Source organism: Streptomyces sp. GC420 (assembly GCF_009916105.1).
Lineage (GTDB): Bacteria > Actinomycetota > Actinomycetes > Streptomycetales > Streptomycetaceae > Streptomyces.
Map to the genome: position 1 here is coordinate 1 of NZ_JAAAXQ010000066.1, position 26747 is coordinate 26747.

The window sequence follows — 26747 nt, forward strand, 5'->3', positions numbered from 1 at the left end:
GGCCGGGGACGAGCGTCCGCCCGGCCCGCCCGGAACCGCCCCCGCTCGGAGCGCCCGCGAGGGCCACGAGGTTCGGCCAGCCGGTACCGCCGTACGCCTACCGGCCGGACCGGTACCGCCGTACGGCGTCCAGGCACCGGCGTACGACGGTGTCCGGGTCGGCGGCGATGTCGATCGCCGCTCCCGCCTCGTCGTCCTGGAGGGGTTCGAGGGTGGCGAACTGGGAGTCGAGCAGCGCCGCGGGCATGAAGTGCCCCTGCCGGGCGGTCATCCGGTCGGTGATCAGCTGCCGGTCGCCGGTGAGGTGGACGAAGAACAGCCCGGGAGCAGCGGCGCGCAGCCGGTCGCGGTAGGCGCGCTTGAGCGCCGAGCAGGTGACGGTGCCGCCGGTTCCGGCGGGCGGGGTGTGGGTGGAGGCCCAGGCGCCGATGGCGTCGAGCCACGGCGCGCGGTCGGCGTCGTCGAGGGAACGGCCGGAGGCCATCTTGGCGATGTTGCCCGGCGAGTGGAAATCATCCGCCTCGGCGTAGGGGACACCGAGGCGTTCGGCGAGAACGGCGCCGAGGGTGGTCTTGCCCGTCCCGGACACACCCATGACGACGACTACGGGGTTGGCATGCGGCATGGCCGACATGCAACGCGATATGTACGACGTATTCAAGAGCCTGCCGCCGAGCGACCGGGTCAACGGCCGGCGCGGCCCACCGAGTCGAGCAGCCGGTCCGCCGAGAGCTCCGGCTCGACGCCCACCGAGGGCGGAAGGGGCACGGACGTCCCCCGCTTGTACGTCGAGCGGGTCTGGTAGTCGCCGTCCTTCGGGTCGGTGTAGACGACGACCCTGTCGTGCCTGCGGTCTGCCACCACATAGACCGGGACACCGGCCTGCGCGTAGCAGTTGACCTTCGGCCCCAGGTCGTCGGACCAGTTGGACGACGTGACCTCCAGCACCATTCGGAAGACGTGGGGTGCGTAGCAGTTCTTCTCCACCAAGGCGTCCAGGAAGTCGTCCTCGACGACGGAGAAATCCGGGATCGCGTAGTCGTCCGGCCCGCTGGGCAGCCACAGGCCGATCGCCTGGACGTACTCGACCCCTGCCTTCCCCCGCGCCCCGGCCTTGAAGAACTCCTCGGTCAGCCACGTCAGCGACCTGGCGCGCGCCCCATCGGCCGGCGGTGTCACAGTGAGCCTCCCCTGGAGAATCTCCACGCGGTGCCCAGGCAGCGCACGGGAGAGCTGATCGGCGGCCTCGCCGATCGTCAGCTCGCGCTCGTGCTGTATTACGGCCACGGCATCCTCCTTTCGGAAGCTCACTGTCCACCGATCGTAACCGCCGGCTCCGGCGTTCGGCCGGAGATCACCCGATCGAGGGGCCCCGCCCGGCGGCTCAGAACGCGTCGGTCGGCACGTAGGTGCCCCAGACCTCCCGCAGGGCGTTGCTGACCTCGCCGACCGTGGCGCGGGCGCGCAGGGCGTCGCGCATCGGGTAGAGGACGTTGTCCTCGCCCTCGGCGGCCTTCTTCAGCGCCGTCAGCGCCGCGTCCACCGCGGCCTGGTCGCGCTCGGCGCGCAGCCCGGCGAGGCGTTCGGCCTGCTGGGCCTCGATGGCGGGGTCGACGCGCAGCGGCTCGTACGGCTCCTCCTCGTCGAGCTGGAAGCGGTTGACGCCGACGACGACGCGCTCGCCGGAGTCGGTCTCCTGGGCGATGCGGTAGGCGTTGCGCTCGATCTCGTTCTTCTGGAACCCGTGCTCGATGGCGGCGACGGCCCCACCCAGGTCCTCGACCTTGCCCATCAGCTCCACGGCCGCGGCCTCGACCTCGTCGGTCATCTTCTCGACGACGTAACTGCCCGCGAACGGGTCGACGGTGGCGGTCACGTCGGTCTCGTACGCCAGGACCTGCTGGGTGCGCAGCGCGAGGCGGGCCGACTTGTCGGTGGGCAGGGCGATGGCCTCGTCGAAGGAGTTGGTGTGCAGCGACTGCGTGCCGCCGAGCACCGCCGCGAGGCCCTGGACGGCCACGCGCACCAGGTTGACCTCGGGCTGCTGGGCGGTGAGCTGGACGCCCGCGGTCTGGGTGTGGAAGCGCAGCATCAGCGACTTGGGGTTCTTCGCGCCGAACTCGTCGCGCATCACCTTCGCCCAGATCCGGCGGGCCGCGCGGAACTTCGCGACCTCCTCCAGGATCGTGGTCCGCGAGACGAAGAAGAACGACAGGCGGGGCGCGAAGTCGTCGACGTCCATGCCCGCGGCGACCGCCGTACGCACGTACTCGATGCCGTCGGCGAGGGTGAACGCGATCTCCTGCGCGGGCGAGGCACCGGCCTCGGCCATGTGATAGCCGGAGATCGAGATCGTGTTCCACTTCGGGATCTCGGCCTTGCAGTACTTGAAGATGTCCGCGATCAGCCGCAGCGAGGGCTTGGGCGGGAAGATGTACGTCCCGCGCGCGATGTACTCCTTGAGCACGTCGTTCTGGATGGTGCCGGTCAGCTTGTCCGCACTGACGCCCTGCTCCTCGGCGACGAGTTGGTAGAGCAGCAGCAGGATGGCGGCCGGCGCGTTGATCGTCATCGACGTGGAGACCTTGTCCAGCGGGATGCCGCCGAACAGGATCCGCATGTCGTCGACGGAGTCGATCGCGACACCGACCTTGCCGACCTCACCGTGCGCGATCGCCGCGTCCGAGTCGTGCCCCATCTGCGTGGGCAGGTCGAAGGCCACCGACAGGCCCATCGTGCCGTTGGCGATCAGCTGCTTGTAGCGGGCGTTGGACTCCACCGCCGTGCCGAAACCCGCGTACTGCCGCATCGTCCAAGGACGCCCGGTGTACATCGACGGGTACACACCCCGCGTGAAGGGGTACCTGCCCGGCTCGCCGAGCTTCTCTGCGGGGTCCCAGCCTTCGAGCGCGTCCGGCCCGTACACCGGCTCGATGGGCAGTCCCGACTCCGACTCGCGCGCCATTGGCTGTGCCTCCCGATGAATCCCGTGATCCCGATGAAACCGCCCGCCGTAGCCGGGGCCGGAGCCGTGGCCGACGCGACGTGAAGTTGATGCAGTGAAGCGACGTGAGGTTGATGCGGTGAAGCGGCGAGACCGCTCGCCGTGAAGATCGGACCCTCGCCACGGACTGTAGCGGTGGCCCTGCGGCCGGTGGAGGCCCGCAGGCTGGGACCTTCCTCACAGAGTGCTCTCCTCCACAGTGCCCCAGGGCCCTTCCGTGATGCAGTTGTGTCCTGGCGTCGGCAACGTTTCGGGCCCGCGGAGCATCCATTAGGTGCACGCATTTGGGTAAACACATTTCACAACGGGGGAAACGAATGCGCACCTACACCCTGAGGAGAACACTGGCGGCCGGCCTCGCCGCCGCCGCCATCGCCGCGGGAGCCGTGGGCTGCAGGACCACGGAGGCGGGCGGTGAGGTCACGGGCAGTGCTTCGCCCGTCCGGTCGTCCGCCCCGGCCTCTCCCGCCGACGGCTCGGACGGCTCCGACGACAAGCCCGCCGCCTCCGGGAAGCCGTCGGGGAAGCCCTCGAAGGGCTCCCCGAAGAGCCCGGGTCCTGACGCCGCGGCCAAGCCGAAGATCATGATGGCCGAGGGCACCGAGAGTGAGCAGGTGCGCGAGCTCCAGGCGCGGCTGCGTCAGCTCGGCCACTTCAAGCGCAGCCCGACCGCCTTCTACGGCTCGATCACCTCGGAGTCGGTCAGGGCCTTCCAGAGCGGCAAGGGCCTCACGGCCACGGGCTCCGTGGACGAGACGACCTGGCGGACGCTGACCTCGGCCACGCACCGGCCGACGGAGAACGAACTGCGCCCGCCGACCAGCCTGGAGCTCGACGCGCCGGACGCGCGCTGCATGACCGGCCGGGTGCTCTGCATCAGCAAGGAGAGCCGCACCCTGGCGTGGATGATCGACGGGAAGGTGGTCTCCGCCATGGACGTGCGTTTCGGTTCGGAGAACACCCCGACCCGCGAGGGCATCTTCAAGGTCGATTTCAAGAGCCGGGACCACGTCTCGACGCTGTACGACACCCCGATGCCGTACGCGATGTTCTTCAGCCGCGGCCGTTCTCTGCGTTGGGGGCGCGGGCAGGGCCGGGGGAACGTGCCCCGCCCGCGCCGGATGCGCAGAGCCGTAGGTACGGGGGGAACCCCGGCTCTTGCGCGGCCGATGACCAGTCGGCTCACTCCATACTGCGTCTCCGGGGCCAGAAACGTCACACCTCGCGGCCGCTTTCTCGGAAATTCCAGAAAATCGCAGGTCAGAGGGCGGTGCTGGGGTGAGTGACGGTGAGGCGAGCCGAGCGGCGAACAGCTGTGGTCACAGGGACACGAGCAGCGTGGTGAGCCCTGCGCCGCCGTCCGGGGCGGAGTCCGCGGGCGCGGCGCCCGGCGCACCGAGCCCCTCGTCGTGCGTGTCGTCCCCGGCGCCGCCGCCGAATCCGCCGTCCCCGTCGGGGCCCTCGCCGCCGCCGGGGCCCTCGTCCTGTCCGTCGACGCGCTCCCGGGTGAGGACCCGCGCGCAGTAACCGGCCACCTTGTCCGCGCCCCCTGCGGCCCGTTCGAGCCGGCGCAGCGCGTCCCGGTCGCGGTCCCGGAGTCCCTCCGGACCCTCCCTGCGGTAGTCCTCGCACAGTCCGGCCGCCACGGCCCCGCGCAGTTGCTCCGCGGCCCCGTCGCCGGTGCCGTCGGCGCCGGGCCACTCGCCGTCCGGGCCTGCCGGGCCCGCCGAGCCGTCCGGCCGCCGTGCGCCCGCGCCGGGCGAGGCGTCGCGGCCCGTCCCCGTCTCCGCGCCGCCCCTGCCGTCCCCGCCGCCGCTGCCGTCCGCGGGTCCGCTGTCCGCGCCGCCGGACGGCGCGCCACCGGGCGGCCGCGTCACGAGCGGTCCCGGGGTGACGGCGGTGGAGACGGTGGCCCCGGGGCTCGGGGTCCTCCCGTCCTCGGAGAAGGGCATCGTCAGCGCCCCGCCGCCGGTCGCGTAGGCGACCCCGCCGAGGGTGCAGCCCGCCAGGGCCACGGCCAGCACGGCCCGGACCGGGCGGCGCCAGCGAGGGCGGGGTTCCGGCGGCGGTACGGGGGCCGTCCCCGCCGGGGCGGCGGCGCGGCTCTCCCGGAAGGCCTCGAGGGCCGCCTTCTCCCCCGGCATCTCTCCGTCGAAGGATCCGGAGCAGGCGGCGTGCCTCCCGGCGACAACGCTGTCCAGGGCCGTACGGAGCCGGTGGGCCTGAGCGCGGGAGTGCTCGTCGGCGTCAGCGGGCAGCTCGACGGACGCGCCCGCGAGCAACTGCTCCACCGCTTTCCTGTCGAGCCACTTGTTGCGCTCGTCGGCCATCACACATCCCTCTGCGTCCTCATGCGCCATTCCGTCACACCACCGGACCGCACGGCTCCGCGTCGCGGGTCGCGTTGTGACGGTATGGGACCGGGACCGGGGCCGTGGGTTCCGCCTCCCGCGCCGCCCCCCGCGCCGTCCTGGGCGCCGAGGAGTTCGGCGAGGCGTTTCAGTCCGCGGTGCGCGGCGGTGCGTACCGCGCCCGGCCGTTTGCCGAGGACCCCGGCCGCGCTCTTCGCGTCGAGGCCCACGACGACGCGCAGCACGACCGCCTCCGCCTGGTCCTGCGGGAGCTGGGCGATGAAGGCCATGGTGTGGCCGGTGGAGAGCGCCTCCATCGCCTCGTCGGCGGTGTCGGAGGCGCTGGGCCTTCCGGTGAGTTCACTCTCGTCGCCGCCGACGGCGGGGCGCCGGCCGCGCATGCGCACGTGGTCGAGGGCCCGGTTGCGGGCGATGCGGGCCGCCCAGCCCCGGAAGCGGTCCGCGTCCCCGCTGAAGCGCTGGAGGTCCCTGGCGATCTGCAGCCAGGTCTCGGAGGCCACGTCCTCGGCGTCCGCCTCGCCCACGAGCGTGCGCAGGTAGCCGAGCAGGCGCGGATGCACGGCCCGGTACACGGCCCGGAACGCGGTCTCGTCCCCGTTCTGAGCCGCGAGCACTGCGGCGGTCAGCTCCGCGTCGTCCCCCAGCACAACCTTATGTCCGTCCCAACTCGGAGTTTTCGTCCCCCAGCACACGCCCGGCCATGGCACGCGAATCTGCACGGTACGGCCAAAAACAGCCCCCGTCCATGTTTGTACAACGTGCAACCAGCGTGCGGGACGGCGGGGTGTGACACAAAGCGCACTCCCGGCGCTGAAGGAAGTACGGGTCGCCGCGCGGCCCGTACCTGAACGACGGTCGGGGCCTCTCCTGTGGGGGGTGGCGGCCCCGGCCGTCCTTCATGTCAGGGTTCGCCCCACGGGGCCGGCATATGGCCGAAACCGTCTCATGGCTCACCGTGCCGTACGAAACGCTCGAACGGCACGCGTCAGCTCGTGGCGTTCCCACTGCTGCCGGCGTTTCCGTTGGCATTCCCCTTGCCCGACCCGCCACTGGCCGCGTTGGCCCCGCCACTGGCGGCATTCGATCCGCCGCTTGCCGCGTTCGATCCGCCGCTGTTCGCGCTTCCGCCGCTGTTGGCGTTGGAGCCGCCATTCCCGTTGCCGTTCCCGTCACCGCCGCCGCTGGCGTTGCTGCGCGGGTTCTTGGACTTGGTGGCCCCCGTAGACGGGGTCGCGGCCGGGGCCTTCGTCCCGCCCGGCTGCTCGTCCTCCTCCGCGAGAAGTGCGTCGCAGTAGCCGGCCACGGCGTCCTCGCCGCCCGCGGCCTCCACCAGTCGCTCGGCGGACTTGCCCTTGCCACCCGTGTTCTCGTAGGCACGGCACAGCCCGAGCAGTCCGTTCGCCGCGGCGCCGCTGGAGGCGGAGGGCGAAGCTTCCGAGGGCTCCGGGGACGCGGAGGGCGAGGGACCGGAAGTCCCGGCGGGCCCGCCGGTCGCCGGGTCCTCGGTGGCCGGGCCGGTGGTGGAACTGCCGGGCGTCCTGGCCGGCCCCTTGGAGCCGTCCCCGCCGAAGGGCAGCGCACCGCCCGCGACGGCGACGCCGCCGAGGGCCACGGAAGCGGCCAGGGCACCGATCACGGCCCTGACGGAGCGCCGCTCACGCACGGGCACCACCGGCCGCCAGTCGTCCCTGCGGCGTGTGCGGCCCGCCGTCGCCCCGAGCGTTCCCGCCTCGCGGGCCGCGCGGAAGGCGTCCACGGCCCTCCGCTCGGCCCGCGGGTCGACAGGGGCCGGCCGGGCGGCGGCGCCCAGCAGCGCGTCCACCCGGGTCGCGGGATCGGCCGTCGCGGCGGCCGCCGGACCGTCCGGCCCGCCCGCCGCCCCGGCCGCTTGTGCTGTCGCCTCGATCTCTCGGCCCTTCTCTGGCATCTCGGGCACTCCGGACACCGCCCCGCCGCCTCCGGGCGCTGCGGGCGGCCGGAAGGCGCGGGGTTCGTCGGCGGGGCCGGTAGGGGGCCGGTGTGCGGTCATCTCGAATCCCCCAGCGCGCGCGGCGACTCAGATGTCACAGTTCCGGTTTCCGGCATGGTGCCCTTCGCGGCCCCCTTGGCGGCATCCTGCGAGGTCAGCCGCTCGGCGAGCCTCTTCAGTCCGCGGTGAACGGAGGTACGCACGGCTCCCGGCCTCTTCCCGAGCACCCGCGCGACCGCAGGTCCGTCCAGCCCGACGACGACCTTCAGCAGTACGGCCTCCGCCTGATCGCGGGGCAGCGTCGCGATGAGTGCGAGCGCCTGCTCCGTGGACAGCGTCTCCAGGGCCTCGCCGGCGGTGTCCTGCAGGGCCGGCACCTCCAGCAGGTCCTGCTCCTGCGCGGTGGCGCGCGGGCGCACCTTCTGCCGCCGCAGGTGGTCCAGCGCGCGGTGCCTGGCGATGGTCGCGGTCCAGCCGCGGAATCCGGCACCGTCCCCGCGGAAGCGTCCGAGGTCGCGGGCGATGGCCAGCCACGCCTCCGAGGTCACGTCCTCGGCGTCCTCGCCCACCAGCCCGCGTACATATCCGAGCAATCTGGGTTGTACCAGTCGATACGCGACCGCGAAGGCTTCCTCGTCGCCCTGCTGAGCCCGCTCGACGGCGGCCCCCAGCTCAGCGTCGCTCCGCTGCCCGCCCCCCTTGCTCACGCACACATCAGCGCTCACAGCCAAAGAAATGTCACAGCCAAAGCCAAAGAACGGTCACTACACGGGACGTCACAGCACAGGTCGCCAGACGCTTCGACGCCAGAGGGTCCACACCGTACCCAATATCCGCCGCCGGGGTCGTGCGGTCGGGACCACCGCCACCGCCACCGCACCGGTTTCCCCGACCCGCACCCGCGCGGCTCCGTCCGTCACCGCCTCCGCAACGTCCGCCACCAGCCTGTCCCAGTCCCCGAACTCCGGCGCCTCGACCGCCGCCCCGGCGGGCAGGTCCAGACCGCCGGCCCCCCACCCCCGTGCGAAGGCGACCACGAGCCGCCCGTCCTCCAGCCGCAGGTCCGCCTCCAGCACGCGGCGCCCGTCCGCCGCGAACGTCCATAGTCCGAGGTAGTGGTGCTCCCAGCCCACGTGCAGCACGGCGACGGGGTGGGGCCGCGACGGCTCGCGCAGCACGGCGACGTACCACGCTCCGACGACGTCTCGGGCCCGGGCCGTCGCCGCGTCGACGGGCCCGACGACCGCCCCGCTCTCCGCGTCCCAGCCCTCGCCGTAGGCGACTTCCGTCCGCTCGTGCTCCTGCGCCATCGTCCGCCGCACCTTTCGTGGAGGAGTCTTCTCCTCCACTTACCGCAGCGGATGCGGCAATCGTCACCGTGCCGTCACACTGCGCTGACGCGCGGCGCCCGGTGGTTCGCCGAACCAGCGCCAGGACGTGCGCAGTTCGCGTCCGCCCAACTCCCCCCGGCCGGTGGCCCACAGCAGCGTCGGCCAGCGTTCCGTGTCCGCCGGCGCGTCGGGGAACAGCCGCTCGAGCACCCGCCCGCACAGATCCGCGGGCGGCTCCCAGTCGAGCCCAAGACCGAGCGCCAGGTCGTGCGTGTGCACCAGGGTCTCGACGATCCCCATGGCGGCGAAGCCCTCGGGGTCCGAGACGCCGAACACGTGGTACGAGCGGACACCGGGCGGTGTCACCCGCACCATGGAGGCGAGCAACGCCCCGCTCGCCTCCAGGACTTGCAGGAGACCGGCGACCCCGGCCGCCGGGTCCGGCCACACGGAGTTGGCGGGCCCGCCCTCGCGCCGCCTGCTCCACAGCAGCGGCACCTCACCGTCCAACGGCGGCTCGGACGGACCCAGTTGCACGGCGTACGCGAAGAGGTCGTCCACCAGGTGCTCGGCCGTCTCCCGGCAGTCCCACTCCAGCGACCCGGCCTTGACGCTCCAGTCGGCGTTCATGGTCTTCCTGAGCGCCGACACGGCGAGACGCACGGCGAGCTGGATGTCGTCGGCGGTGACGGGTTCTCGGGATTCGGGCATCGGCTCGACCTGCTTCGAAGGCTGGCGGTGGTACCCCTTGTTACCAGAACGGGAGATACCACCGTGATCATTTTCAGGGAAGGGATTCCCAGAACGGGCGGTCGGTCGCGAAGTTGCGAGAACACACCGTCACGTCCTCACCCCTGAGATAAGCCAGCAACCACTCGCTGAACGTCATCTCGTAGAGAGTGTGGGCCGGACTGTCGAGCTCCTGGACCAGGATGCGCCAGGGCGCCGAGGGTTCATCAGGAACGCGGAGGAACACCCACTCACCGGTCGTGGCCGACGCCACCGGCATCAACTCACCGGGATCCGCCCCTACCGGACCGGGCAGGAACTCCGCCATGTCCTCGTCGCGCCAGAACTCGAGATCCCCCCAGATGGTTTCTCCCAGACTGTGCAGAAGATGGCCGGCAGGGTGCTCCAGATACAACTGCCCGTTGATCGCGATCGAACCGTAGGCGTTCACGATCTCACGGAAGTCCGCAGGGAACTCGATACCGAATTTCTGCTCCATCCCGATCCACGGCGCCGGATCCGACCAGTTGAACCGTGGCTCACCCAACAGGGCTTGGATCTCCGAAAGCGTTGCCATAAACTCCGCCCCTTCCAACGCATCGAACCACTACCGCTCTCGGGGTTGACCCCAGTGCGGGAGAAAGTGTCCACGACCCCGCTACGTCCGTATTCGGCCATTCCCACCTGAACGGTGTCGGGATCGCTCGTCAAAGTCGCCTCAACACCGACGGCCGGAAGGCTCGAGGCCGGCATGAGGGCCGCGACCGCGTACAGACCGGCGGCCAGGATGGGCGGTGCGGCGCACAGGCCGCAGGCGCGGATCGCCCGGCCGGTGGAACGCCTGCGGGCGGACCGCCGGCCACGGCCGGGTCAGCGCACTCCGGCGGGGAGTTCGATCTTCCCGTCGAAAGCGCCCTCGTTCCGCTGCCGTACGTCCTGCTCGTACACGATCTCCTGGCCGCCGTCGTACGGGACGAGGAAGCCGAACTGGAGCCGGTGGCTCCTGATCCGGTACGTCGCCGCATCCAGGACCAGCACCTCCTCCAGACCGGACAGGGTCAACTGGGCATCGTTCACCGGGATGCGGGCCTTGCGGAGCTGGTCGGCGGTGGGGGCGAACTCCCGTCGCGCCTTCTCCGCCCACGCCCGGTCCCGGACGGCGGTCAGCTTCTGCCGGTCGGTGCCGACACGGAGCCGGATCGTTCCGTCCGCCTCGTTCAGCGTCACGTCGTCGCCCGCGGTCCGGACGTACTCGCGGAAGTACTCGATCACCTCGATCGGATCCTCGATCTTGTTCCGCATCTCGGGCTCGGAGGCGGGCGCGTTCTTCCAGGGCGCACTGCCGTCCTTCAGGTACGCCGTGCCGTCGACGACATAGATCTCCTCGTTCTTCGTGGTGCCCTTGTTGCTGGTGCTCGCCCCCTGTGAATGCAGCGCCTCCGGCTCCATGCCGCGCCGGACCGTGGCCCGGTAGGTGGCGGCGCTCTTCTGCCCCTGAAGAGTCACCCCCTCCTGGCCCTCGACGGAGAATGTCCAGGCGCCTTCCTCCGCCATCGCCTTCGCCGCGAGGTCGAGGAAGTCCTCCGGGGACTCCGGGCCCTTGAGGTCTCCCTCGGCGGGCTCGGAGGACCCCGTCGCCCCGGGACGGCCGGCCCCCACCGATTCCCCCTGGCCGTCCTCCTCCACCGCGCCGCAGGCGGCAAGCGAGAGCGAGAGCGGCAGAACCACTGCGGCGTACCTGAAACGGGTTCGCATGGACCTCTTCCTCAATGTCATGCAGGGGCGCGCGCCGGCCGACGGCGATCCGGGGGAGGTGGGCTCGGACGGGGACCGGTCGGCAGGCGCCGCGGACATCTCGGCGGCGGGCGCCGCCGAGGGGGACGCGAACGCAGAGACGGCCGATCGCCGCGCGCGCCCAGGTTTCTGCCGTTTGCTCCGAGCGGAGTCATTCACGCACACGAATACAGGCATCCCGCGTCAGGAAGCCCTCTGCCGTATCCGACCGTGAAGCAGCAAATAGAACGTCTGCAACGACTCTTCCCGCCCTACTTCGTACCGGTTCACGACCCTGCCCAGCGGATTCCACACCCGGCCGTCCGGCATCCGCACCCCGACCGACTGCCCGAAGTACGCCTGCTGATCGGCGTCGAAGTCGACCCACACCGCCCCCGCCCGGCGCACCAGCACCTCACCGACGTACACCCCGAGCCCGAACAGCGTCCCGGCCACCCGCTCCCGGTCCGCCTTGCCCTTCCTCAGCCCGTCGACAACGAAGTCGACGACTCGCAGGCTGGCCACGGAGTAGTCCAGCGGCAGCCGATTCCGCGCCGTCACCCTGGTGACGAACGCGACGGCCTCATGTCGCATCGCGCCCGCGGTCGGTCTCTGCTTCTCGTCTCCGGGCATGTTCCCACCCCTTCGGGCCGCGTCGCGGAGGGCGGTTTCCGCCCTCCCATCGGCCCAGCGCGGCCCCGGCCGCAGACGTCACAGGCCGCAGGCGTGACGGTTCCCATACAGAAGGATCACAGCAGACACACAACCTTTTGCAAGCGTCGAACGTCCGCGCGAGCGACTGGATGAGGAGACCCCCGCGACCTCGGCGGCGGCACGAATGAGCCGTCCGCCCGCACGACCTCGACACAGCCGCCCCTTCGCAGACGCACATCAGCGAAGGAGCGGTCTACCGAAGCAGATCAGAAGGTGTCGGGATGGGCGACCGGTCCGGTGGTGTCCAGGCGCCGACCGTCGACCGCCACGGTCTCGCCGAAGCGGTACGGAACGGAGGAGCCGCGCTTCAGGCCGTCGGGATCGGCCTTCGGCACGCCGTGCGCGGTGGGGCTTCCCCCGCGCGGGTCCACCAGGGCGGGAGCCGCCGCCCCCGTCGGCAGTTCGCACCAGACGGTCTTGGTGCCGGGCCCCTGGTCCACGCCCCAGCACAGGGCGACCGCGTCGAGGAGGGCGAGCCCGCGGCCGGTCTCGTCGTCAGCGGCGGCCCGGCACAGGACGGGAGATGCGCGGGGATCGGGGTCGGTGACCTCCAGCCGCGTACGGCCGTCCACGGCGCGGGCGACGCGGACCGTGACCGGCACGCCGTCGCCGAGGTGGCGGACGACGTTGGTGAGCAGTTCGCTGACGCACAGCTGGAGGTCGGCGCACGGGGCGCCGATGTGCTCACGTACGGTGCGGCGGATCTCGGGCACGGCCTTCGCGGTGGCGAGGAGTTCCAGGGTCAGCGGTCGCAGCGCCCCCATCAGGCGATCCCCTTGCGCAGGGCTGCGACCAGGGCACGGGCGGTGGTCGGATTGCAGTTGCCCAGCGCGACCAGCGGCCGTGCGGGGCCGCGGGCCGCGAAGGCCGGCAGGTCGATGCCGAGGGACGGCAGCGTGATGCCGTGGGCGGCGAGGGCGGCGCGGAGCTGGTCGACGCACTCGTCAGCGTCGGTGTGGTCGTGCATGTGGGGGCAGGCCTTCCTGTGCGCTCTGTGACGAATCACTCACACAGTGGCGTGCCAGGCCCTACCGTGAAAGGGGTTCGGAATCCCGGCCGTGAACGGCGTGAATCCCTCGCGCAGTTGGGAAAGGGCAGTGAACGATGGCACGACGCAGGGACATTGACGGGTCAGCGGGGGTCCCCACCTTCTACGGCAAGGAGTTGCGCTGGAAGCGGGAGGAAGCCGGGCTCACCCTCCAGCAACTGGTCGAGGGCAGCTTCTACGGGCAGAGCCATCTGAGCGAGATCGAGCGCGGCGAGCGGCGGATGCCGGCGGAGCTGGCGGAGCACGTGGACCGAGTGCTGAAGACGGACGGCTTCTTCACACGGCGGTGCGAGGACGTACGGAGGGCGAGGAGGCGGGGGCACGCCCAGTACTTCGAGCGGGTGCTGGAGGCGGAGAAGCACGCGGAGACGATCGAGGAGTGGAGCCCGACGCTCATTCCCGGTCTGCTGCAGACGGAGGCGTACGCGCGGACGATCGTACGAGCGGCGCACCCACTGGCGCCGAGTGAGGATGTCGACGAGAAGATCACTGCCCGAATGGCACGGGCCCACCTGTTCGAGGACGACCACAACATCCCTGAGTACTGGGCGATCCTGCCGGAGTCACTGCTGCGCCAACCGATCCTTCCGCCGAAAGACATGGCCGAGCAGTTGGATCGCATCACAGCATTGACGAGGCGACACCGAATCGTTCCACAGATTCTTCCGGGGAACTGCGGCGCGCATCCGCTCATGATGGGCGCGGTCACAGTCATGGCCTTCCCGGATGCCCCGCCCCTGGTCTACTTGGAGTCCCAGTACAGCGGTGACACCATCGACGATCCGGCCCTCGTGAAGCTGTACCGCAAGGCATACGATCGGCTCAGGGCCGCCGCACTACCGCCTGAGGCGTCCCTCGCCCTGATCGAGGAAGCGGCTGGTGATTACCGAAATGGCAAGCAACCGGGTTGACTTGAGCACTGCTGTATGGCGCAAGAGCACCTACAGCAACGGTGACGGCGGGAACTGCGTCGAGGTCGCCGACGGCTTCCCCGGCGTCGTCCCCGTCCGCGACTCCAAGGTGCCGGACGGCCCCCTCCTCGTGGTCCCCGCCCGCGCCTGGGCCGCCTTCGTCACGGCCGTCAAGGCGTAACCGCCGACGGGCTGCATGTACTGCCCAACTCGCGCGGTCAAGCGTCGGCTCAAGACGCTCAAGTACCGGCCGGACGTGATCGACAGCTGTCTCGCCGGTACCGGCTTGACCCTGGGCACGTGACTCCTCCATGCCGGGTTCTGGCTGTGTCGCTCGTCCGGCGACAGGAGACGATGCAGCCCACACCAGCGCACGGAAGCGAGCAACTTCATGACGCAGCACGCCCCGATGGACCTTATCCACCTGGCCGATCCGGATGGGGATCGCTGCATCGTGCGCGTCACGGGACGGTTCCAGCCGGGCGTGCTGACCGGACACGACATCCTGCACGCGGACGTACTCGCCTCCGCGAGTTTCGTCGACGCCCGGCTCGACCTATACCTCTTCCAGCATGACCTGGACTCCTGGGAGCAGGAGCTGTCCAACCTGGGGCCAGGTCAGACAGCCGGCATCGGCGGAGACCGCGGCCTGAGCCTCGACATCCGCGTACACGAAGACGGCTGGCTCTCGATCCAGGTCAGCGACCCGGACCGCCTTACGACGGTACTGGGAATCCGACCCCAGGGAGACTGGATCGCGGAGCACTGCAGGCGCCTGGAACAGGTCCGGCAGGCCTGGCCCCGCGAAGTCATCGAGACGGCCCCAGGAACCTACGAGTGGAGCCCCAATCGCAAGCGGTGACCACCTGATCCAAGCAGCCGACATCACGCTTTCAAGTTCAGTAGCACCCGGGCAGCAATCATCACATGGAACCGTTCGGACTTTACCTGCTCACACCAATGGATTGATCGGAAAAAAGTCCGGCTTCGGGAACAGCCTCGCGATCGAGAACGGCTCGAACTCCGAGTCTGTCAGCACACGATAGATGAACTCGGAGGTGGAGACACGCGCCTCACGCCAGGGGTATGGGTTTCCCGTGCGACTGTGGGCCAACTTTCCGGATCTTCCCCTGCAGAGGCCAACCAGAAGTAGCTGCACTCCATCTCGCTAAAAGCCCAAGGAATGAGACCACGTCGATCAGGTCGGTACAGCTGATAGGGCTTGAGGTCGGGGTCGGGGCCTTCCGTCGGACTGTCGTCGAGGTACGCCTTCCAGGCGTGAACCAGATCGAACTGCCCCGTACTTTCGATGGAAAGGAGCCGAATTAATTCCGAGAATTCTCCCACCCCGAACACCTCCACGAGTTTCTTGTAATCCTCAGGGAGCGCAGTACAGCGGTGGCGTCTCCCGCCATGACCCCCCTCTCCGTGCATCCGCGCCACGCAGCCGGAGCGGAGACAGGGATGACGATCGCCCCGGCGCCGGAGGCCTGCGAGACTGCACGCGGACAAGGGTTACGACTACGACCGCCTGCGCCGATGGCTCCGTCGACGTGGCATCCGCCACCGCATCGCCCGCAAGGGTGTCGAGTCTTCACAGCGGCTGGGACGGCACCGCTGGGTGGTCGAGCGAACCGTGTCCTGGCTGGCTGCCGACGGCTCCACCGCCGCTACGAACGCAAGGCCACGACGACGGCGATCCCCGCGCGTCCGGGGGAACCGGAGCACGGGGGTCGCACGGGCCGGGCCGGTCAGGGTTTCCGGCTCAGGGGATGTCCCAGTGGAACGTTCCCGCGTACCGGGCGGCCGAGGGAAGCTCCACCGTCGCCAGCGGCTCGGTGAAGAGAGAAGGGGGAACCGGTGCTCCCATGACACTCTCTGCAAGGGCGAGGATGTTCGGCCCCCACTGGCCCTCCTCGTTGAACAGTCCCTCGCTCCATGCCACGTCCCAGCGAGGATCCCCGGGGCGCAGGGACTCGACGGCCCCGTACGGCTCCGCGTACACGACCAGGTCGCCGTCGACGGCGTAGTGGACGCTGTCGGCACCGTTCACGTCGAAACGCACGCTGAACGCGCGGCCCCCCCGGGACAGGTCGCGCAGCACACCGGGCACCGCCGTGACATATCCGATACTCTCGACCGTGCAGGAAATTCCCGCCGTTCGCCCCACGCCGACGAATTCGCGCTCGCCGGACGCCGCCAAATCGACGGTCTCGCGAACCGTCATACTTCTCGCCGTCGCGGGATCAGCGCCCAAACGCCTGATCACCTCGTCCGGGTCGACGCCTTCGATCAGGCAGACCGTGGGAACGATGTAATCCTGCTCGAGTTCCGCGACCCAGGAGAAATCTCCACCCTGACCTGTCATTTCAACCTCGCGATGAATATGAGAACGGGTCCGAAGAAGGTGACTCTACGGACCCGTTCAAGGTGAGTCAATCAGCGATCAGAGCGGTTCGCCGGTCAGCCAGCGACCCAATTTCCGTTCTCCTGACGGACATTGATGACCCATACGAGGAATGGATCTCCTCGCTTCATGCGATTCCGACTGAGGAACGCACTCATGTCACGGCCCTGCTGGTCGTTCTCCCACTTCGGAACACCCATGGTCTGCGCACCGATACCGCCCTGGAAGGTGGAGGCGAAGGGGTACTCGTCGCACGAGCCCGGGCCCGTCCACGCGGCCTTGCAACCGGCCAGCTCACGGTTCAGTTCGGCCGCGGCCTTGTCCCGCATGGTGTGCAGGAGCCATGGCTTTCCGCTCGCGATGGCCGAGGCGTCGTTGATGGCGATCTGCGGCGTCCGCTTGCCGTCGACCACGAAGATCGGCAGATCGCGGCACTCGCCCTCGCTGAGCCCCTGGTCCTCCTGGCACTGGTCCACAGCCTCGTCCCACTGGGGGGCGGTCAGCCCCTGGGGGACGGCCTGCGGCGCCGGTGTAGGAGCCGACCCGCTGTCGTCGTCGCTGCCGGTGTCTACCCGCGGACCACGAGGCGTCTGCGTAGGCTCCGGCTCCGGGTCGTCCTGCCCGGCCTGCTCGACCGCATCCCGGATCCCCTCCGCCGTCGAGGTGATGGCGTCACCGAGGTTGTCCAGCAGACTCGGCCGGCCGGCCTGCTCGCTGGCCACCTCGTCGGTCGCCAGCGCGGCCACGACGACGACCGCCACGATGATCACCGGGAGCGCGATCGCGAAGTGCCCGTCGATCTCGACCCGGCTGGTCGGGTTGCCACCGGTGAAGGAATAGCGGTTGCTGGTGTACGGGTCGATGCCGAGACTCATGTCCGACAGGGCGCCGTTGTACATGTCCCGGGTGGTGAAGCGATTCAGGCCCGGGTTGTAGTCGCGGAAGCCCATGTCGTACGTGCCGGACTGGGCGTCCCAGCGCTTGGCGTTGAAGCGGTACGGGTTGTACGGCTCCTTGGCCGGGTTCGCGGTGTCCGGCTTGTCGAGGCCGGTGAACTCGGACTCGACGCTCGATCCGTAGGCCGTGTAGCCGTACGTGGCCTTGGTGTCGCCGTTCCCGTCGGTGACGGTCTCGACGTCGGAGTGACCGTTGTAACCGTAGTAGCCGTCCACGGTCGTGCCGTCGGTGTTGTGCGTGATCTGCGACAGACGCTCGCCCCACGGGCTGTACTGGTACGACTTGATCAGCCGGCCGGCGACCTCCTCACCCAGTACCTCACCGGACAGGCCGAGGTAGTTGAACGTCGTCGTCTTGCCGTCCGCCGTCTTCGTGGCCGTACGGTCGAGCGGGTCGAACGTGAACGTCGTCGACTCCATCGCGCCGCCCGCGCCCTGCTTCTGGGACTCGATGACGTGGTCGAAGCCGTCATAGACGCTCCGCTCCACGACGGCCCCGCCCGAGGTGACCGACTCCTGGCGACCGAAGGGGTCGTAGTTGTACCGGAATTCGGTCCCGCCGGCCGTCGAGCTCAGCAGCCGGTTGCGGTCGTACGTGAACGTCGTCGGATTGCCCTGGACCGTCTGGCTGACGACATTGGCGTTGTCGTCGTGCACGTACGTGTCGGTTCCCGCACCCGTGCCCGTCTTGACCGCCTGGGTGATCCGGTTCACGGGATCGTAGGTGTAGTTCGTGGTGGAGTCGAGGTACGCCGCGTGGTTGTCGGCGTTCATCTTCTTCGCCACGTCCTGCGCCGTGTTGCCGTTTGCGTCGTAGGCGTAGGTGTGCGAGGAGACGAGCGTGCCGTTCGACTTCTTCTCCGTCGTGGACTTCAGCGCACCGTCGAGGAAGTAGGTGTGGTCGACGGTGTTGCCATTGGCCTTGGTCTGGCGCAGGGCCTGACCGCGGTCGGTGTAGGTGTACGACGTGATCTTGGGCGAGGCATCCGTCGGAGTTTTCCCGACCGACACCGTGCTGACGAGATCGCGCACGTCGTAGGTGTACTTCGAGAACTGGTCGGGGTGGGTGACCGTCTCAGGCTGGTTGTTGGCGTCGTAGGTGTAGGAGACGGACTTCTTCTCCTGGCCGGCGAGCGCCTCGGTCACCTTCTGGACCTGGTTGAGGCCGGTGTAGGTGATGGTGTAGGCATCGATCCGCGCCCCGGACGAGGTGTCGTCGATCGAGGTGAGGTTGCCGTTGACGTCATACGCATAGGAGAAGTGGTGCTTCTCCGTGTCCGTCTCGCCACTGTTGTCGCGCACCAGCTTGACGGCGTCGGCGACGGCCTTCCCGCCGCTGTTCTGGAACAGTTGCAGCTTGGCCGCGTTGCCCTGGGCGAAGGCGAAAGACCCGAGCGGAACCCAGGTACCGGGGTCCGTGTTCTGGTCGATCGTCTTGTCCGTCGTGCCGCCGGAATGCGTGACCGTGTACTTCGCGGTCGAGGCGGCTCCGGGGACCTGCGGGAACTTCACGTAGGCGGTGTAGGTGCCCGCCTTGGGGATGTTGAGCGTCCAGGTGAACGCGTCCGTCCCCGTCCCGGCAGCGTGGACCTCGTGGTCGTAGCCCTGCTGGCCGGTGGTACTGCCCTTGGTCCAACTGCCTGTGGAGCTGGTGTTCTGGGTGTCGGAGTTGTCGACGAGCACCACGGCGCTGCCGACCGGAACACCGTCGTCCGTCTTGGACTCGAGCTTGCCATCCGGGTAGAACGACCATCCCATCGTGCGGCTGGACGAACCACCCGCCGACGTCAGGGTCCGGGCGGTCTGCTGGCCCATGTCGTTGTAGTCGAACCTGGTGACGATGTCCCACGGGTCCGTGGACGACCTGACCCACCCGTTGTCGAAGTAGGAGTAGGTTGTGTCGTTGCGGACAGTCTGGCCTGCCGACGGCGGCAGAGAGGTCCTGGAGACCCGGCCCACCTCGTCGTAGAACGTCTGGGTGTAGACGTTCGGGTTGTTGTAGCGGGGGTCCGCCGGGTCGTACGGCTGGAACTGCTTGACCGGGCGGTTCAGCTTGTCGTACTCGCTCCGGTGCGTGAAGTCGGCTGATTCGACGGTGTCGACACCACGCGGGGTGATCACCTTGGTGGTGTTGCCGACCTGGTCGTACTCGTATTTCGTCGTCCGGTAGGTGATGTTCGGGCTGGTGCCCGTGTGCGGGATCTTGACCTCGGTCCGCTGACCACGCTCGTCGTAAGTGACGGTCGTGGTGTTGTTGTCCGCGTCCGTGGTGGAGACGACCAACGAGTCCTTGTCGTACGACCGCTTGGTGGTCTTGCCGGCGGCGTCCGTGACCGTCGTGGCCCTGTGGTTCAGGTCGTAGGCGGTCTTGGTGGTGTAGTCGGTGGTGTTGGCGGTCGCGTTCTTCTTCGGATCGACGACCGTGACGACGTTGCCGACGTTGTCGTACTCGTAGGAGATCTTGTCACCGGCCGCGTTGACGACCGAGATGAGCTGGTTGATCGCGTCGTACGTGTGAGTGGTGACGTAGTCGGACGCATCGCCCGTCGTCAGCGCGCCCTTGGGCTCCGTCGACGACTTCAGGTTGCCGACCTTGTCATACGCGTAGACCGTCCGCCGCTCGCCCGACGTGCCCGTGTCCTTCGGCTCGACGACAGAGGTCATCTGGTCCGCGGCGTCGTAGACCGCTGTGGAGACCGCCCCGTTGGGCGCCGTGACCGCGGTGACGTTGTCGTTGGCGTCGTAGACCTGCGCCGGCGTCGTGATGAGAACGCCCGCGGACTGGTCCTTGGGGACCGTGTTGACCAGCGGACGCCCGTAGACGTCATAGGTCTGCGTGGTCCTCTTGCCCAGAGCGTCGGTCACCTCTCCGACCTGGCCGCGCTCGTCGTAGACGAACGAGGTGGCGTGGTCCAGCGCGTCGGTGATCTTCCCCGGGTAGCCGGTGGGCCCGAAGTCGCTGTTGACAGTCGCGTTGCCGTTGGCGTCGATCGTCCGGGTGGGCTGGCCGTAGGCGTCGTACTCGTGCCGCGTGGTGTAGTCGTCCGGGGTGGCCGTCGTGGCGACGCCCTTGGGGTCGGTGACCGTCTTGAGGTTGCCGAAGGTGTCGTAGCCGAACTGCCAGGCGCGGCCCTCCGGCGACGTCTTGCGCCACAGGTCGGCCGAGAAGCCGTCCAGGCGGGTCTGGTACTCGTACTTCTGGGCGTTGGCCGGGTAGGTGCCCGGCGCGCAGTCGCTCGACGGCGGGACGCCGGTCTTGTTGTTCTCCGCGTCGCGCTGCCAGAGCGGGTAGCCGGTCTTCTGGTCGTAGCAGTACGCGGTCTTGGCGCCGTTGGCCTCCTCCAGGTAGGTGACGTTGTTGTCCGCGTCCCAGCTCATCCTCGTGGTCTGGGACTTGGCGTTGGTCGTCTGGACCGGGCGGGAGAAGTCGTCCGTCACGTAGTCCGTGGCGTTCGACTCGGCGTCCGTCACCTTGGTGTCGGTGAACTCGGTGTTGGTGGTGTTCGCCTTGTAGGTGAAGCCGGTGGTGCCGTTCAGACGGTCGGTGATCGTCTTGGTCCACCAGTGGTACTTCGGGTCGTCACCGGCCTGCGGCGCGTAGTACGCCATGTCCGTGGCGCTGCCGCGCGGGTCGGTGGCCTTGACCAGCTTGACGTTCTTGTTGCCCTGGGTGGCGTCGTAGGTGAACTTGAAGACCTTCGGCTGCGAGGAGCCGTCACCGTCCACGAACTGGCCGAGCAGACCCTTGGTGGTGTAGTAGAACGAGATCTTGCGGCCCGAGATGTCCGTCATGGACTTCACGTGGTCGTAGATCTTGGAGTTGGTCAGGTTCGAACCCGTGACCTTGGCGCCCGTGTCGTCTATGTAGTCGTACGACGCGTCGCCCTTCTCGAAGTAGTCGACCGTCAGGGACTGCCGTCCCGCGGGGTCGGTGATGTACTCGAGGAACTTCGTCGGCTTGTTGTTGGACTTGCGCTCCTCGTACGTGTACGTCTGCGTGTTGCCGTTCTTGTCCACGACCGACGTCATGTAGCCGTCGCAGCCGAACAGGAACCGCGTGCCGTCCGGGCGGGTGAGCGTCCAGGCGTCCGGGACCGGGTCCTTGGTCGGCTTGCAGTCCAGCCCCGCCTTCGCGTCCAGCTTGTAGTGGACACCGGCCGGTGCCTTCCACACGCTGTTGGCGGCGTCCCAGCGGAAGACGTGCGTCGTACCGTCGCCGTCCGGGAGGCGCACCTCGGTCGGGTTGGGGTTCGGGTGGAAGTCCAGCGGCGCGCCCAGGCGGATCGGGCCGGCCGCCTGCCCGGACCAGCCGTGGCCGAGCACCGTGTCGGATGTGTCCAGCGAGTTGTACGAGAAGCGTGCGAAGGTCGTCAGGCCGCGGCCGGGGTTCGTGAACGCGTTGTACGACCAGACGCTGTTGCCGGCCGCAAGGTTGTTCATCACCGTGGAGCCCGCGCCGGTGTTCTTCCCCGTGTAGGAGTAGAACTTCTCCAGGCCGAGTGTGTTGGAGGTCGGGTCCTCGACCGCCACGTTCTGCTTCAGCGCCGGGATGCCGCCGGTGCCGGCCGACAGCCAGGTGCCGTCCGAGATCTTCCGGACGTCCCACCCCAGCACGTACTCGTTGCGCTTGTTGCCGGAGTCCGAGTTGATCGGGGTGGCGACCTGGGCCTGGATCGTGGCCGACTTGCCCGGCAGCAGCGCGGGGATCGCCGTCTTCAGCTGGTTGCCGCCGGTGGTGACGTCCGTGCCGTCGGGCAGCTTCCAGGTGTACGACAGTTCGCGCTCACCGGTCGCCCACGCCGAGGACGTGGTGTTGGTGACCGTGAACTCCACCGTGTAGGTGGAGTTGGGGGTCATCCGGGCCGGGGTCTGCGGCGCGTAGTACGTGTCCTCGGTGGTCGAGTCCACGTAGATCACGCGAAGCAGCGGGCCGAGCTGGTAGTCGGCGGCCTCCGAGGCGAGGAACAGGGTGCGTTCCTGCGGGCCGGTGGTGGACTCGTCCTTCAGCCTGACCATGGCGCCCTTGTTGCTGGTCGGCGTCTTGATCCAGCCCTGGGTGAGAGAGGTGGCATCCCACCAGTGGCGGCCGACCTCGGAGACCTGGGCGACGGTGTCGGAGACGGTCGCGGAGTGGTCGCCGCCGGGCGTGGTCCACGCGGTGCTGGAGTTGGCGTTGTTCCAGGTGGCGGTGGTCTCCGCGAAGTCGCGGGTCAGTCCGTGGAGTTCGTAGATCGCGCCGTTGGTGCCGGTGGTGGTCTCCGCGCCCCACATGAACATCCGGGACTCCAGCACGGTGGCCGTGGTCGGGATGTCGCTGGTGGTGAACTTCATCGCCGCACGCGTCTTGCCGTACGTGGAGGAGTTGTTGCCCACGCTCAGCCACTTCTGGCCGACGCCCCAGGACTGGATGGTGTCCTGGTTGGTGGTCGGCTGCGCGGAGGACAGCGTGGTGTCGGTGACCGCGGAGGTGCCCTGGATCAGCTTCATCGTGCGGCCGGCCTTGGGGATGCCGACCGTGCGGGTCGGCGAGCCGAGAAGCTGCCCGTCCTGGGTCTTGACCGCGATCTGGTAGTAGTACGACTTTCCGATCTCGTCGGGCGACGAGTCCGGGGTCGGGACCGCGGTGGTGTCGGTGTAGGCGGTGGCCGCCTTGTCGATGGGTGCGATCAGGGTCGCGGCCGAGGGCGTGAACGCCTGCTGCGTGGAGCGGTGCAGCTGGTACTCGGCGATGTTCAGGCCGCTGTCGCCGGTGGTGTTGGAGTACGCCTTCCAGGACAGCTCCGGGCCGGTGGAGTGCACGACGGTCGGCGAGTTCAGCGTGGTGCCGACCTTGCCGTAGGTGACCGTCAGCCGGGGCAGTGTCGAGGTCTCGCCGCCGTAGGTGGCGATGCCGTCACCGGCCTCGTAGCGCGGGCCGCCGGTCGGCGCGGTCGCCGACTCGTCCGCGGCCTTGAGCACGAAGCCGTGGTTCGCCGCGGTGCCGCTGACCCACTTCTGGACCGTGTCGGTGACCGGGAACTTGTGCCACTGGTTGTACTCGCCGGTGTTCTTGACGATGGTCGCCGGATTTACCCAGCGCACCGCGTCCGCGATCACCGCAGTCGAAGCGTCCGTGTCCCCCAGGACGACCTTGCCGGCCGTGCCCTTGGCGAAGTTGATCTGCGAGCCGCCCTTGAGGGAGGCCCACACCCCTCCCGAACCGGCCGTCTGGTCCACGGTGTAGGTGGCGGTGCCGTCGCTGCTCGTCACCGTGTAAGGGGCGGCCGTGGACCGGTCCGAGTACTGCACGTAGTGCGCGTCCACCCGGTAGGAGGCCGTCTCCGGCAGCCGCGGCTGCCAGGTATAGGTGTCAGTGGTCACCGAGTCCTTGTTGTAGAGGTAGTCACCCCCCACCCCGTACTGCGTCTGCGACCCGGCGTTCCACGAGCCGACCGCGGCCGTGGTGCCCGCGTCCCCGTCGTCGACCTGCACGCTGGTGCCGGACAGCTCACCGACCAGGGCGCTGGTGTTGGACCAGTTCGCCGTGGTCTCGTCCCAGGTGCCGGTCGCCCGGTAGGCGCCGATGGTGACGTCGTTGCCGTTGGTGGTGTGCGCCTGGTCGAAGTACATCTCCAGGCGGGCGGTGTCGATGTCGGTGCCGGCCGGGATCTCGTCGAGCGGGAACTTGATCAGGGAGCGGGAGGTGCCGGTGTCGGTCTTGCCCGCGGACAGCTTCCAGCTGGAGTCGAAGTTGGCGCTCGGCTGGTCCGACAGGACCATCGTGTCCTGGGTGGCGGACTCCGTGTCCGGCGTGATCGTGATCGTCGGGTCGATCACCACCGGGTACTGGCGCTCCTTGGACGCGAGCCACTTCGCGTCCGGGGTGACCGTCAGCTCCCAGCCATCACCCTTGCCCCTGGTCTTGGTGAGCTTCTGGGTGACCTCGGTGCTGTAGGCATGGCCGTACGGCGAGGACGCCGACTTCTTCGCGTCCGTCATGTAAGGCGCGGGGATCACCAGGACCGGCGTGTTCGGCAGCTCGCCGAAGAACGCGATCGACCCGTCCTTGCGGGCCTTGGGCACCAGCCCGTCGGTGTCCAGCGTGAAGGTGAACCTCACCGGCCCGTCCGGGCGTTCGGCCAGGACGATGTTCTCCTTGACCCGGCCCATGCCCACCTCGTAGTCGAGGTCGGCACCGGAGACGGCGTCCTGGTAGGTGACCGTGTTGCCCTTGGTCACGGGGTCGAGCTTCTTGTCCGCGCCCTGCAGGCCGACCGTGACCGTGCGGCCGTCCACGGCGGTCACCCGCATCAGCCGGTCGGCATCGGCACCGAAGTAGCTCTTGCCCGTGTTCGAGGTGTTGGCGAACTCGAAGCCCTTGGCCTTCGCGGCCTCGGTGGAGCGCACCTTGGTGTCGATGGACTTCCACGACTTCCCGGACTTGTAGGAAGTCGGCTCCGCCGACAGCTCCGCCTCGATCCGGCCGTCGGACAGCTGCCAGAAGCGCGCGTTGGCGGTGCGCTTGCCGGTCAGCTCCCTGACCCGCTCGGCGGCCGGTTCCTTCTTTCCCTTGCGGAGTTTCTGCCGGTCGGCAATCCCCAGCTCGTCATGCGACGGCGGCTTGCCGGAATCCTTGCTATCGTCCGAGAACCAGCCCTTGATCGTGTCGACGATTCCTTCGCCGTCACCGTCAGAGGCCGACGCGGCATATGCGGCCTGCGGCAGCAGTGAGCTCGTCACCGCGGAAACCACAAGGCACGCTATTGCCCTGCCCAATCTGGGTCTCACGCCAAACCTTTCCTCATGCGTCGTGACCGAAACATGCCGCCGAAACCCCGTTCCACCTGCCGGAACGGGAAGGTCATACGCAGCGGCGCCGAAGGTCTAGTCACTTTGCCGACGCAGCGTCAAGTGATGGCGCATCTCCCTTATTTGATCGCACTTGATCACGAACAGGACATGCCGGTGTCCGATATTTCCGCTCGCTGGCCAACACCGCCCTGGGCCCTGTATAAACACCCGGCTCAGCAACGAGCAATGTCACGTCCGAGGGGAAGAACCAATGGGCACAGCGCCCCGGAATCAGGAATCCACACCAGACGAGCCGAATTCCAGGGAAACGCCCTCCGATATTTCCGAGGCGGAATTCGGCACAGGGCAAGCCGGGGCCGAAGGCGACTCGCCCGGATCCGGCCGCCAGGCCGGTAGCCCTCCCAGGGAAAACGAATCCGCGGACGACGAGGCCGACACCAAGACGGAGGCCGATGCCGCCGCCGAAGCCGACGCCAAGAGGGCAGGCCGGCGCTCGGACCGCGGCGCGCTGGTCGTGGCCGGCGTGGCGCTGGCCGCCTGTGCCGGGCTCGTGCTGTACGGCGTGTTCGCGGACGAGGAAGCCGCGGCGCCGAAGCCGAAGGCCGTACCCAGCGCCGAAGTGACCTACGAGGTCACCGGCACCGGCACGGTGGACATCTCCTACCGCGCCATCGGCGCCTCGGGGAGTGCGGACAGGGCCGCCACGGCTTCCGCCGTCCGGCTGCCGTGGAAGAAGACGGTCGAGGTACCGCTCGGCGAGGAGCCGGTCATCAGCATCACCCTCGGCGAGCGGGGCGGCGAGGCCCGCTGTGCGCTCGCCATTCGCGGCGCACACGTGAGAAGCGCGACGGCCGTGGGCGACTTCGGCCGGGCCACCTGCTCCGGCACGCTCCCCGAGTGATCTGAATCACTGTTCGACCTCAACCCGTGACGTTTCGTCAGCCGGCTGCGCTCGGTACAGCGGGTGACCTGTGGGACAGGTGTGCCGCAGACAGACTTTCGAAGTTCTCTGAGGGTTTCTGAAGGGTGGGGCATTGAGCCCGCGTACAACGCATGCGTACCGACCGCTGAGTCTGAAACGGAGAGCATGGCTGACGCTGGGGGCTGTCGTCCTGGGAGGCGGGGGTGTCGTGACATACGCCGTCGCCGGTCCCGGCGGCGAACAGGCGGGGGACGAGAACACGAAGCGCCCGGTGCGGGTGCACGACATCACGCTGAAGGACACCGGGAACGGGAAACGCGGGCTGCCGCGCACCGGCACGGAGCCCTTCTCGATGCTCGGCGTCACCTGGACCGGCGCAGCGAAGAAGCTCGACGGCAGCGCGCAGGTGCGTACCCGCAGCAGTGAGACGGGCGAGTGGGGCGACTGGCAGGACCTGGACGCCGACGAGTCGCATCCGCCGGAGAAGCCGGAGCCGGGGCTGCGCGGCGGCTCCGAGCCGCTGTGGGTCGGCCCGTCCGACGGGGTCGAGGTGCGGGTCGTCGCGGCCGACGGTACGTCGGAGACCGGGCTCCCGAAGGGACTGAAGGTCAGCCTCGTCGACCCGGGCGTCACGGCCGCCGAGACCAAGAGCGTCGGTTCCGGACTCGCGCCGGTCGCCTACGCTGCCGAGACGTCGCCCGCGGACACGCCCGCGCCGGTGACCGGCACGCCCACCGACAACGCTGCCACGCCGAGCGCGACACCGACCGACTCGGCGGCGCCGACCGACTCGGGCGCGCCGACCGGTTCCGTCCCACCC

21 protein-coding genes and 2 pseudogenes are annotated in these 26747 nt (G+C 69.0%); 7 read left to right on the plus strand and 16 right to left on the minus strand.

Features of this window, described 5'->3' with window-relative positions; translation table 11 throughout:
* Positions 1–97: 97 nt before the first annotated feature.
* The 3 genes from GUY61_RS11225 to GUY61_RS11235 form a co-directional block, all read right to left on the minus strand.
* Entirely contained in the window at positions 98–634 is a 537-nt protein-coding gene (locus tag GUY61_RS11225) for a gluconokinase (RefSeq protein ID WP_166629955.1), read from the minus strand.
* Positions 635–684: 50 nt separating this feature from the next.
* Positions 685–1287 (minus strand): Uma2 family endonuclease, encoded by a 603-nt coding sequence (locus GUY61_RS11230; RefSeq protein WP_166629956.1) that lies wholly within the window; start codon positions 1285–1287, stop codon positions 685–687.
* Positions 1288–1384: 97 nt separating this feature from the next.
* On the minus strand, positions 1385–2965 hold the full coding sequence (locus tag GUY61_RS11235; RefSeq protein WP_166629957.1) for a methylmalonyl-CoA mutase: 1581 nt from the start codon (positions 2963–2965) through the stop codon (positions 1385–1387).
* Between the two features lie 356 nt (positions 2966–3321).
* On the opposite strand from GUY61_RS11235, the gene GUY61_RS11240 reads away from it, so the two are divergent.
* Positions 3322–4290, plus strand: a complete 969-nt coding sequence (locus GUY61_RS11240) for a peptidoglycan-binding protein (RefSeq protein ID WP_166629958.1) — start codon at positions 3322–3324, stop codon at positions 4288–4290.
* 33 nt (positions 4291–4323) lie between these two features.
* Here GUY61_RS11240 and GUY61_RS11245 read toward each other — a convergent pair whose 3' ends face one another.
* The 11 genes from GUY61_RS11245 to GUY61_RS11295 all read right to left on the minus strand — a co-directional run bounded on the left by GUY61_RS11245 (position 4324) and on the right by GUY61_RS11295 (position 12859).
* Positions 4324–5334 (minus strand): hypothetical protein, encoded by a 1011-nt coding sequence (locus GUY61_RS11245; protein ID WP_166629959.1) that lies wholly within the window; start codon positions 5332–5334, stop codon positions 4324–4326.
* A complete protein-coding gene (locus GUY61_RS11250; protein ID WP_166629960.1) occupies positions 5334–6023 on the minus strand; it encodes an RNA polymerase sigma factor in 690 nt (229 codons plus the stop codon). The genes GUY61_RS11245 and GUY61_RS11250 overlap by 1 nt, the downstream gene beginning before the upstream one ends.
* Positions 6024–6361: 338 nt before the next feature.
* Positions 6362–7312 carry a hypothetical protein gene (locus GUY61_RS11255; RefSeq protein ID WP_208105829.1) on the minus strand — a complete coding sequence of 317 codons (951 nt, stop codon included), beginning with the start codon at positions 7310–7312 and terminating at the stop codon, positions 6362–6364.
* Positions 7313–7401: 89 nt separating this feature from the next.
* On the minus strand, positions 7402–8052 hold the full coding sequence (locus GUY61_RS11260; protein WP_313896617.1) for an RNA polymerase sigma factor: 651 nt from the start codon (positions 8050–8052) through the stop codon (positions 7402–7404).
* Positions 8053–8121: 69 nt separating this feature from the next.
* On the minus strand, positions 8122–8655 hold the full coding sequence (locus GUY61_RS11265; protein ID WP_166629962.1) for a hypothetical protein: 534 nt from the start codon (positions 8653–8655) through the stop codon (positions 8122–8124).
* Positions 8656–8718: 63 nt separating this feature from the next.
* Positions 8719–9387 carry a hypothetical protein gene (locus tag GUY61_RS11270; RefSeq protein WP_166629963.1) on the minus strand — a complete coding sequence of 223 codons (669 nt, stop codon included), beginning with the start codon at positions 9385–9387 and terminating at the stop codon, positions 8719–8721.
* A gap of 73 nt (positions 9388–9460) precedes the next feature.
* Positions 9461–9982, minus strand: a complete 522-nt coding sequence (locus GUY61_RS11275; RefSeq protein ID WP_166629964.1) for an SMI1/KNR4 family protein — start codon at positions 9980–9982, stop codon at positions 9461–9463.
* A gap of 293 nt (positions 9983–10275) precedes the next feature.
* Positions 10276–11160: a hypothetical protein gene (locus tag GUY61_RS11280; RefSeq protein WP_166629965.1), complete on the minus strand. Its 885-nt coding sequence runs from the start codon at positions 11158–11160 to the stop codon at positions 10276–10278.
* Between the two features lie 222 nt (positions 11161–11382).
* The gene (locus GUY61_RS11285) at positions 11383–11811 is read right to left on the minus strand and encodes a hypothetical protein (RefSeq protein ID WP_243766358.1); all 429 of its coding nucleotides are present in this window, start codon (positions 11809–11811) and stop codon (positions 11383–11385) included.
* A 287-nt stretch (positions 11812–12098) separates the two neighbouring features.
* On the minus strand, positions 12099–12656 hold the full coding sequence (locus GUY61_RS11290) for an ATP-binding protein (RefSeq protein WP_166629966.1): 558 nt from the start codon (positions 12654–12656) through the stop codon (positions 12099–12101).
* On the minus strand, positions 12656–12859 hold the full coding sequence (locus tag GUY61_RS11295) for a hypothetical protein (RefSeq protein ID WP_166629967.1): 204 nt from the start codon (positions 12857–12859) through the stop codon (positions 12656–12658). The genes GUY61_RS11290 and GUY61_RS11295 overlap by 1 nt, the downstream gene beginning before the upstream one ends.
* A 137-nt stretch (positions 12860–12996) precedes the next feature.
* Here GUY61_RS11295 and GUY61_RS11300 point away from each other — a divergent pair, with 137 nt between their 5' ends.
* The 4 genes and pseudogenes from GUY61_RS11300 to GUY61_RS11315 all read left to right on the plus strand — a co-directional run.
* Positions 12997–13851, plus strand: coding sequence for a helix-turn-helix transcriptional regulator (locus GUY61_RS11300; protein ID WP_166629968.1), 855 nt, complete (start codon positions 12997–12999; stop codon positions 13849–13851).
* Positions 13832–14032 (plus strand): DUF397 domain-containing protein, encoded by a 201-nt coding sequence (locus GUY61_RS11305; RefSeq protein ID WP_166629969.1) that lies wholly within the window; start codon positions 13832–13834, stop codon positions 14030–14032. Before GUY61_RS11300 ends, GUY61_RS11305 begins: the two co-directional genes overlap by 20 nt.
* A 210-nt stretch (positions 14033–14242) precedes the next feature.
* On the plus strand, positions 14243–14713 hold the full coding sequence (locus tag GUY61_RS11310; RefSeq protein ID WP_166629970.1) for a DUF5959 family protein: 471 nt from the start codon (positions 14243–14245) through the stop codon (positions 14711–14713).
* Between the two features lie 606 nt (positions 14714–15319).
* Positions 15320–15502 (plus strand): annotated as a pseudogene (locus GUY61_RS11315) (IS5/IS1182 family transposase); the annotation flags it as partial.
* A gap of 114 nt (positions 15503–15616) precedes the next feature.
* Here the strand turns inward: GUY61_RS11315 and GUY61_RS11320 are convergent.
* Positions 15617–16219 carry a DUF6461 domain-containing protein gene (locus GUY61_RS11320; RefSeq protein ID WP_166629971.1) on the minus strand — a complete coding sequence of 201 codons (603 nt, stop codon included), beginning with the start codon at positions 16217–16219 and terminating at the stop codon, positions 15617–15619.
* Between the two features lie 95 nt (positions 16220–16314).
* On the minus strand, positions 16315–23973 hold the full coding sequence (locus GUY61_RS11325; RefSeq protein ID WP_243766362.1) for a DNRLRE domain-containing protein: 7659 nt from the start codon (positions 23971–23973) through the stop codon (positions 16315–16317).
* A 1282-nt stretch (positions 23974–25255) separates the two neighbouring features.
* Here GUY61_RS11325 and GUY61_RS40050 point away from each other — a divergent pair.
* Together GUY61_RS40050 and GUY61_RS11335 are read left to right on the plus strand one after the other, a co-directional pair.
* Positions 25256–25906: a hypothetical protein gene (locus GUY61_RS40050; RefSeq protein WP_243766359.1), complete on the plus strand. Its 651-nt coding sequence runs from the start codon at positions 25256–25258 to the stop codon at positions 25904–25906.
* Between the two features lie 229 nt (positions 25907–26135).
* A pseudogene (locus tag GUY61_RS11335) lies at positions 26136–26747 on the plus strand (N-acetylmuramoyl-L-alanine amidase); the annotation flags it as partial.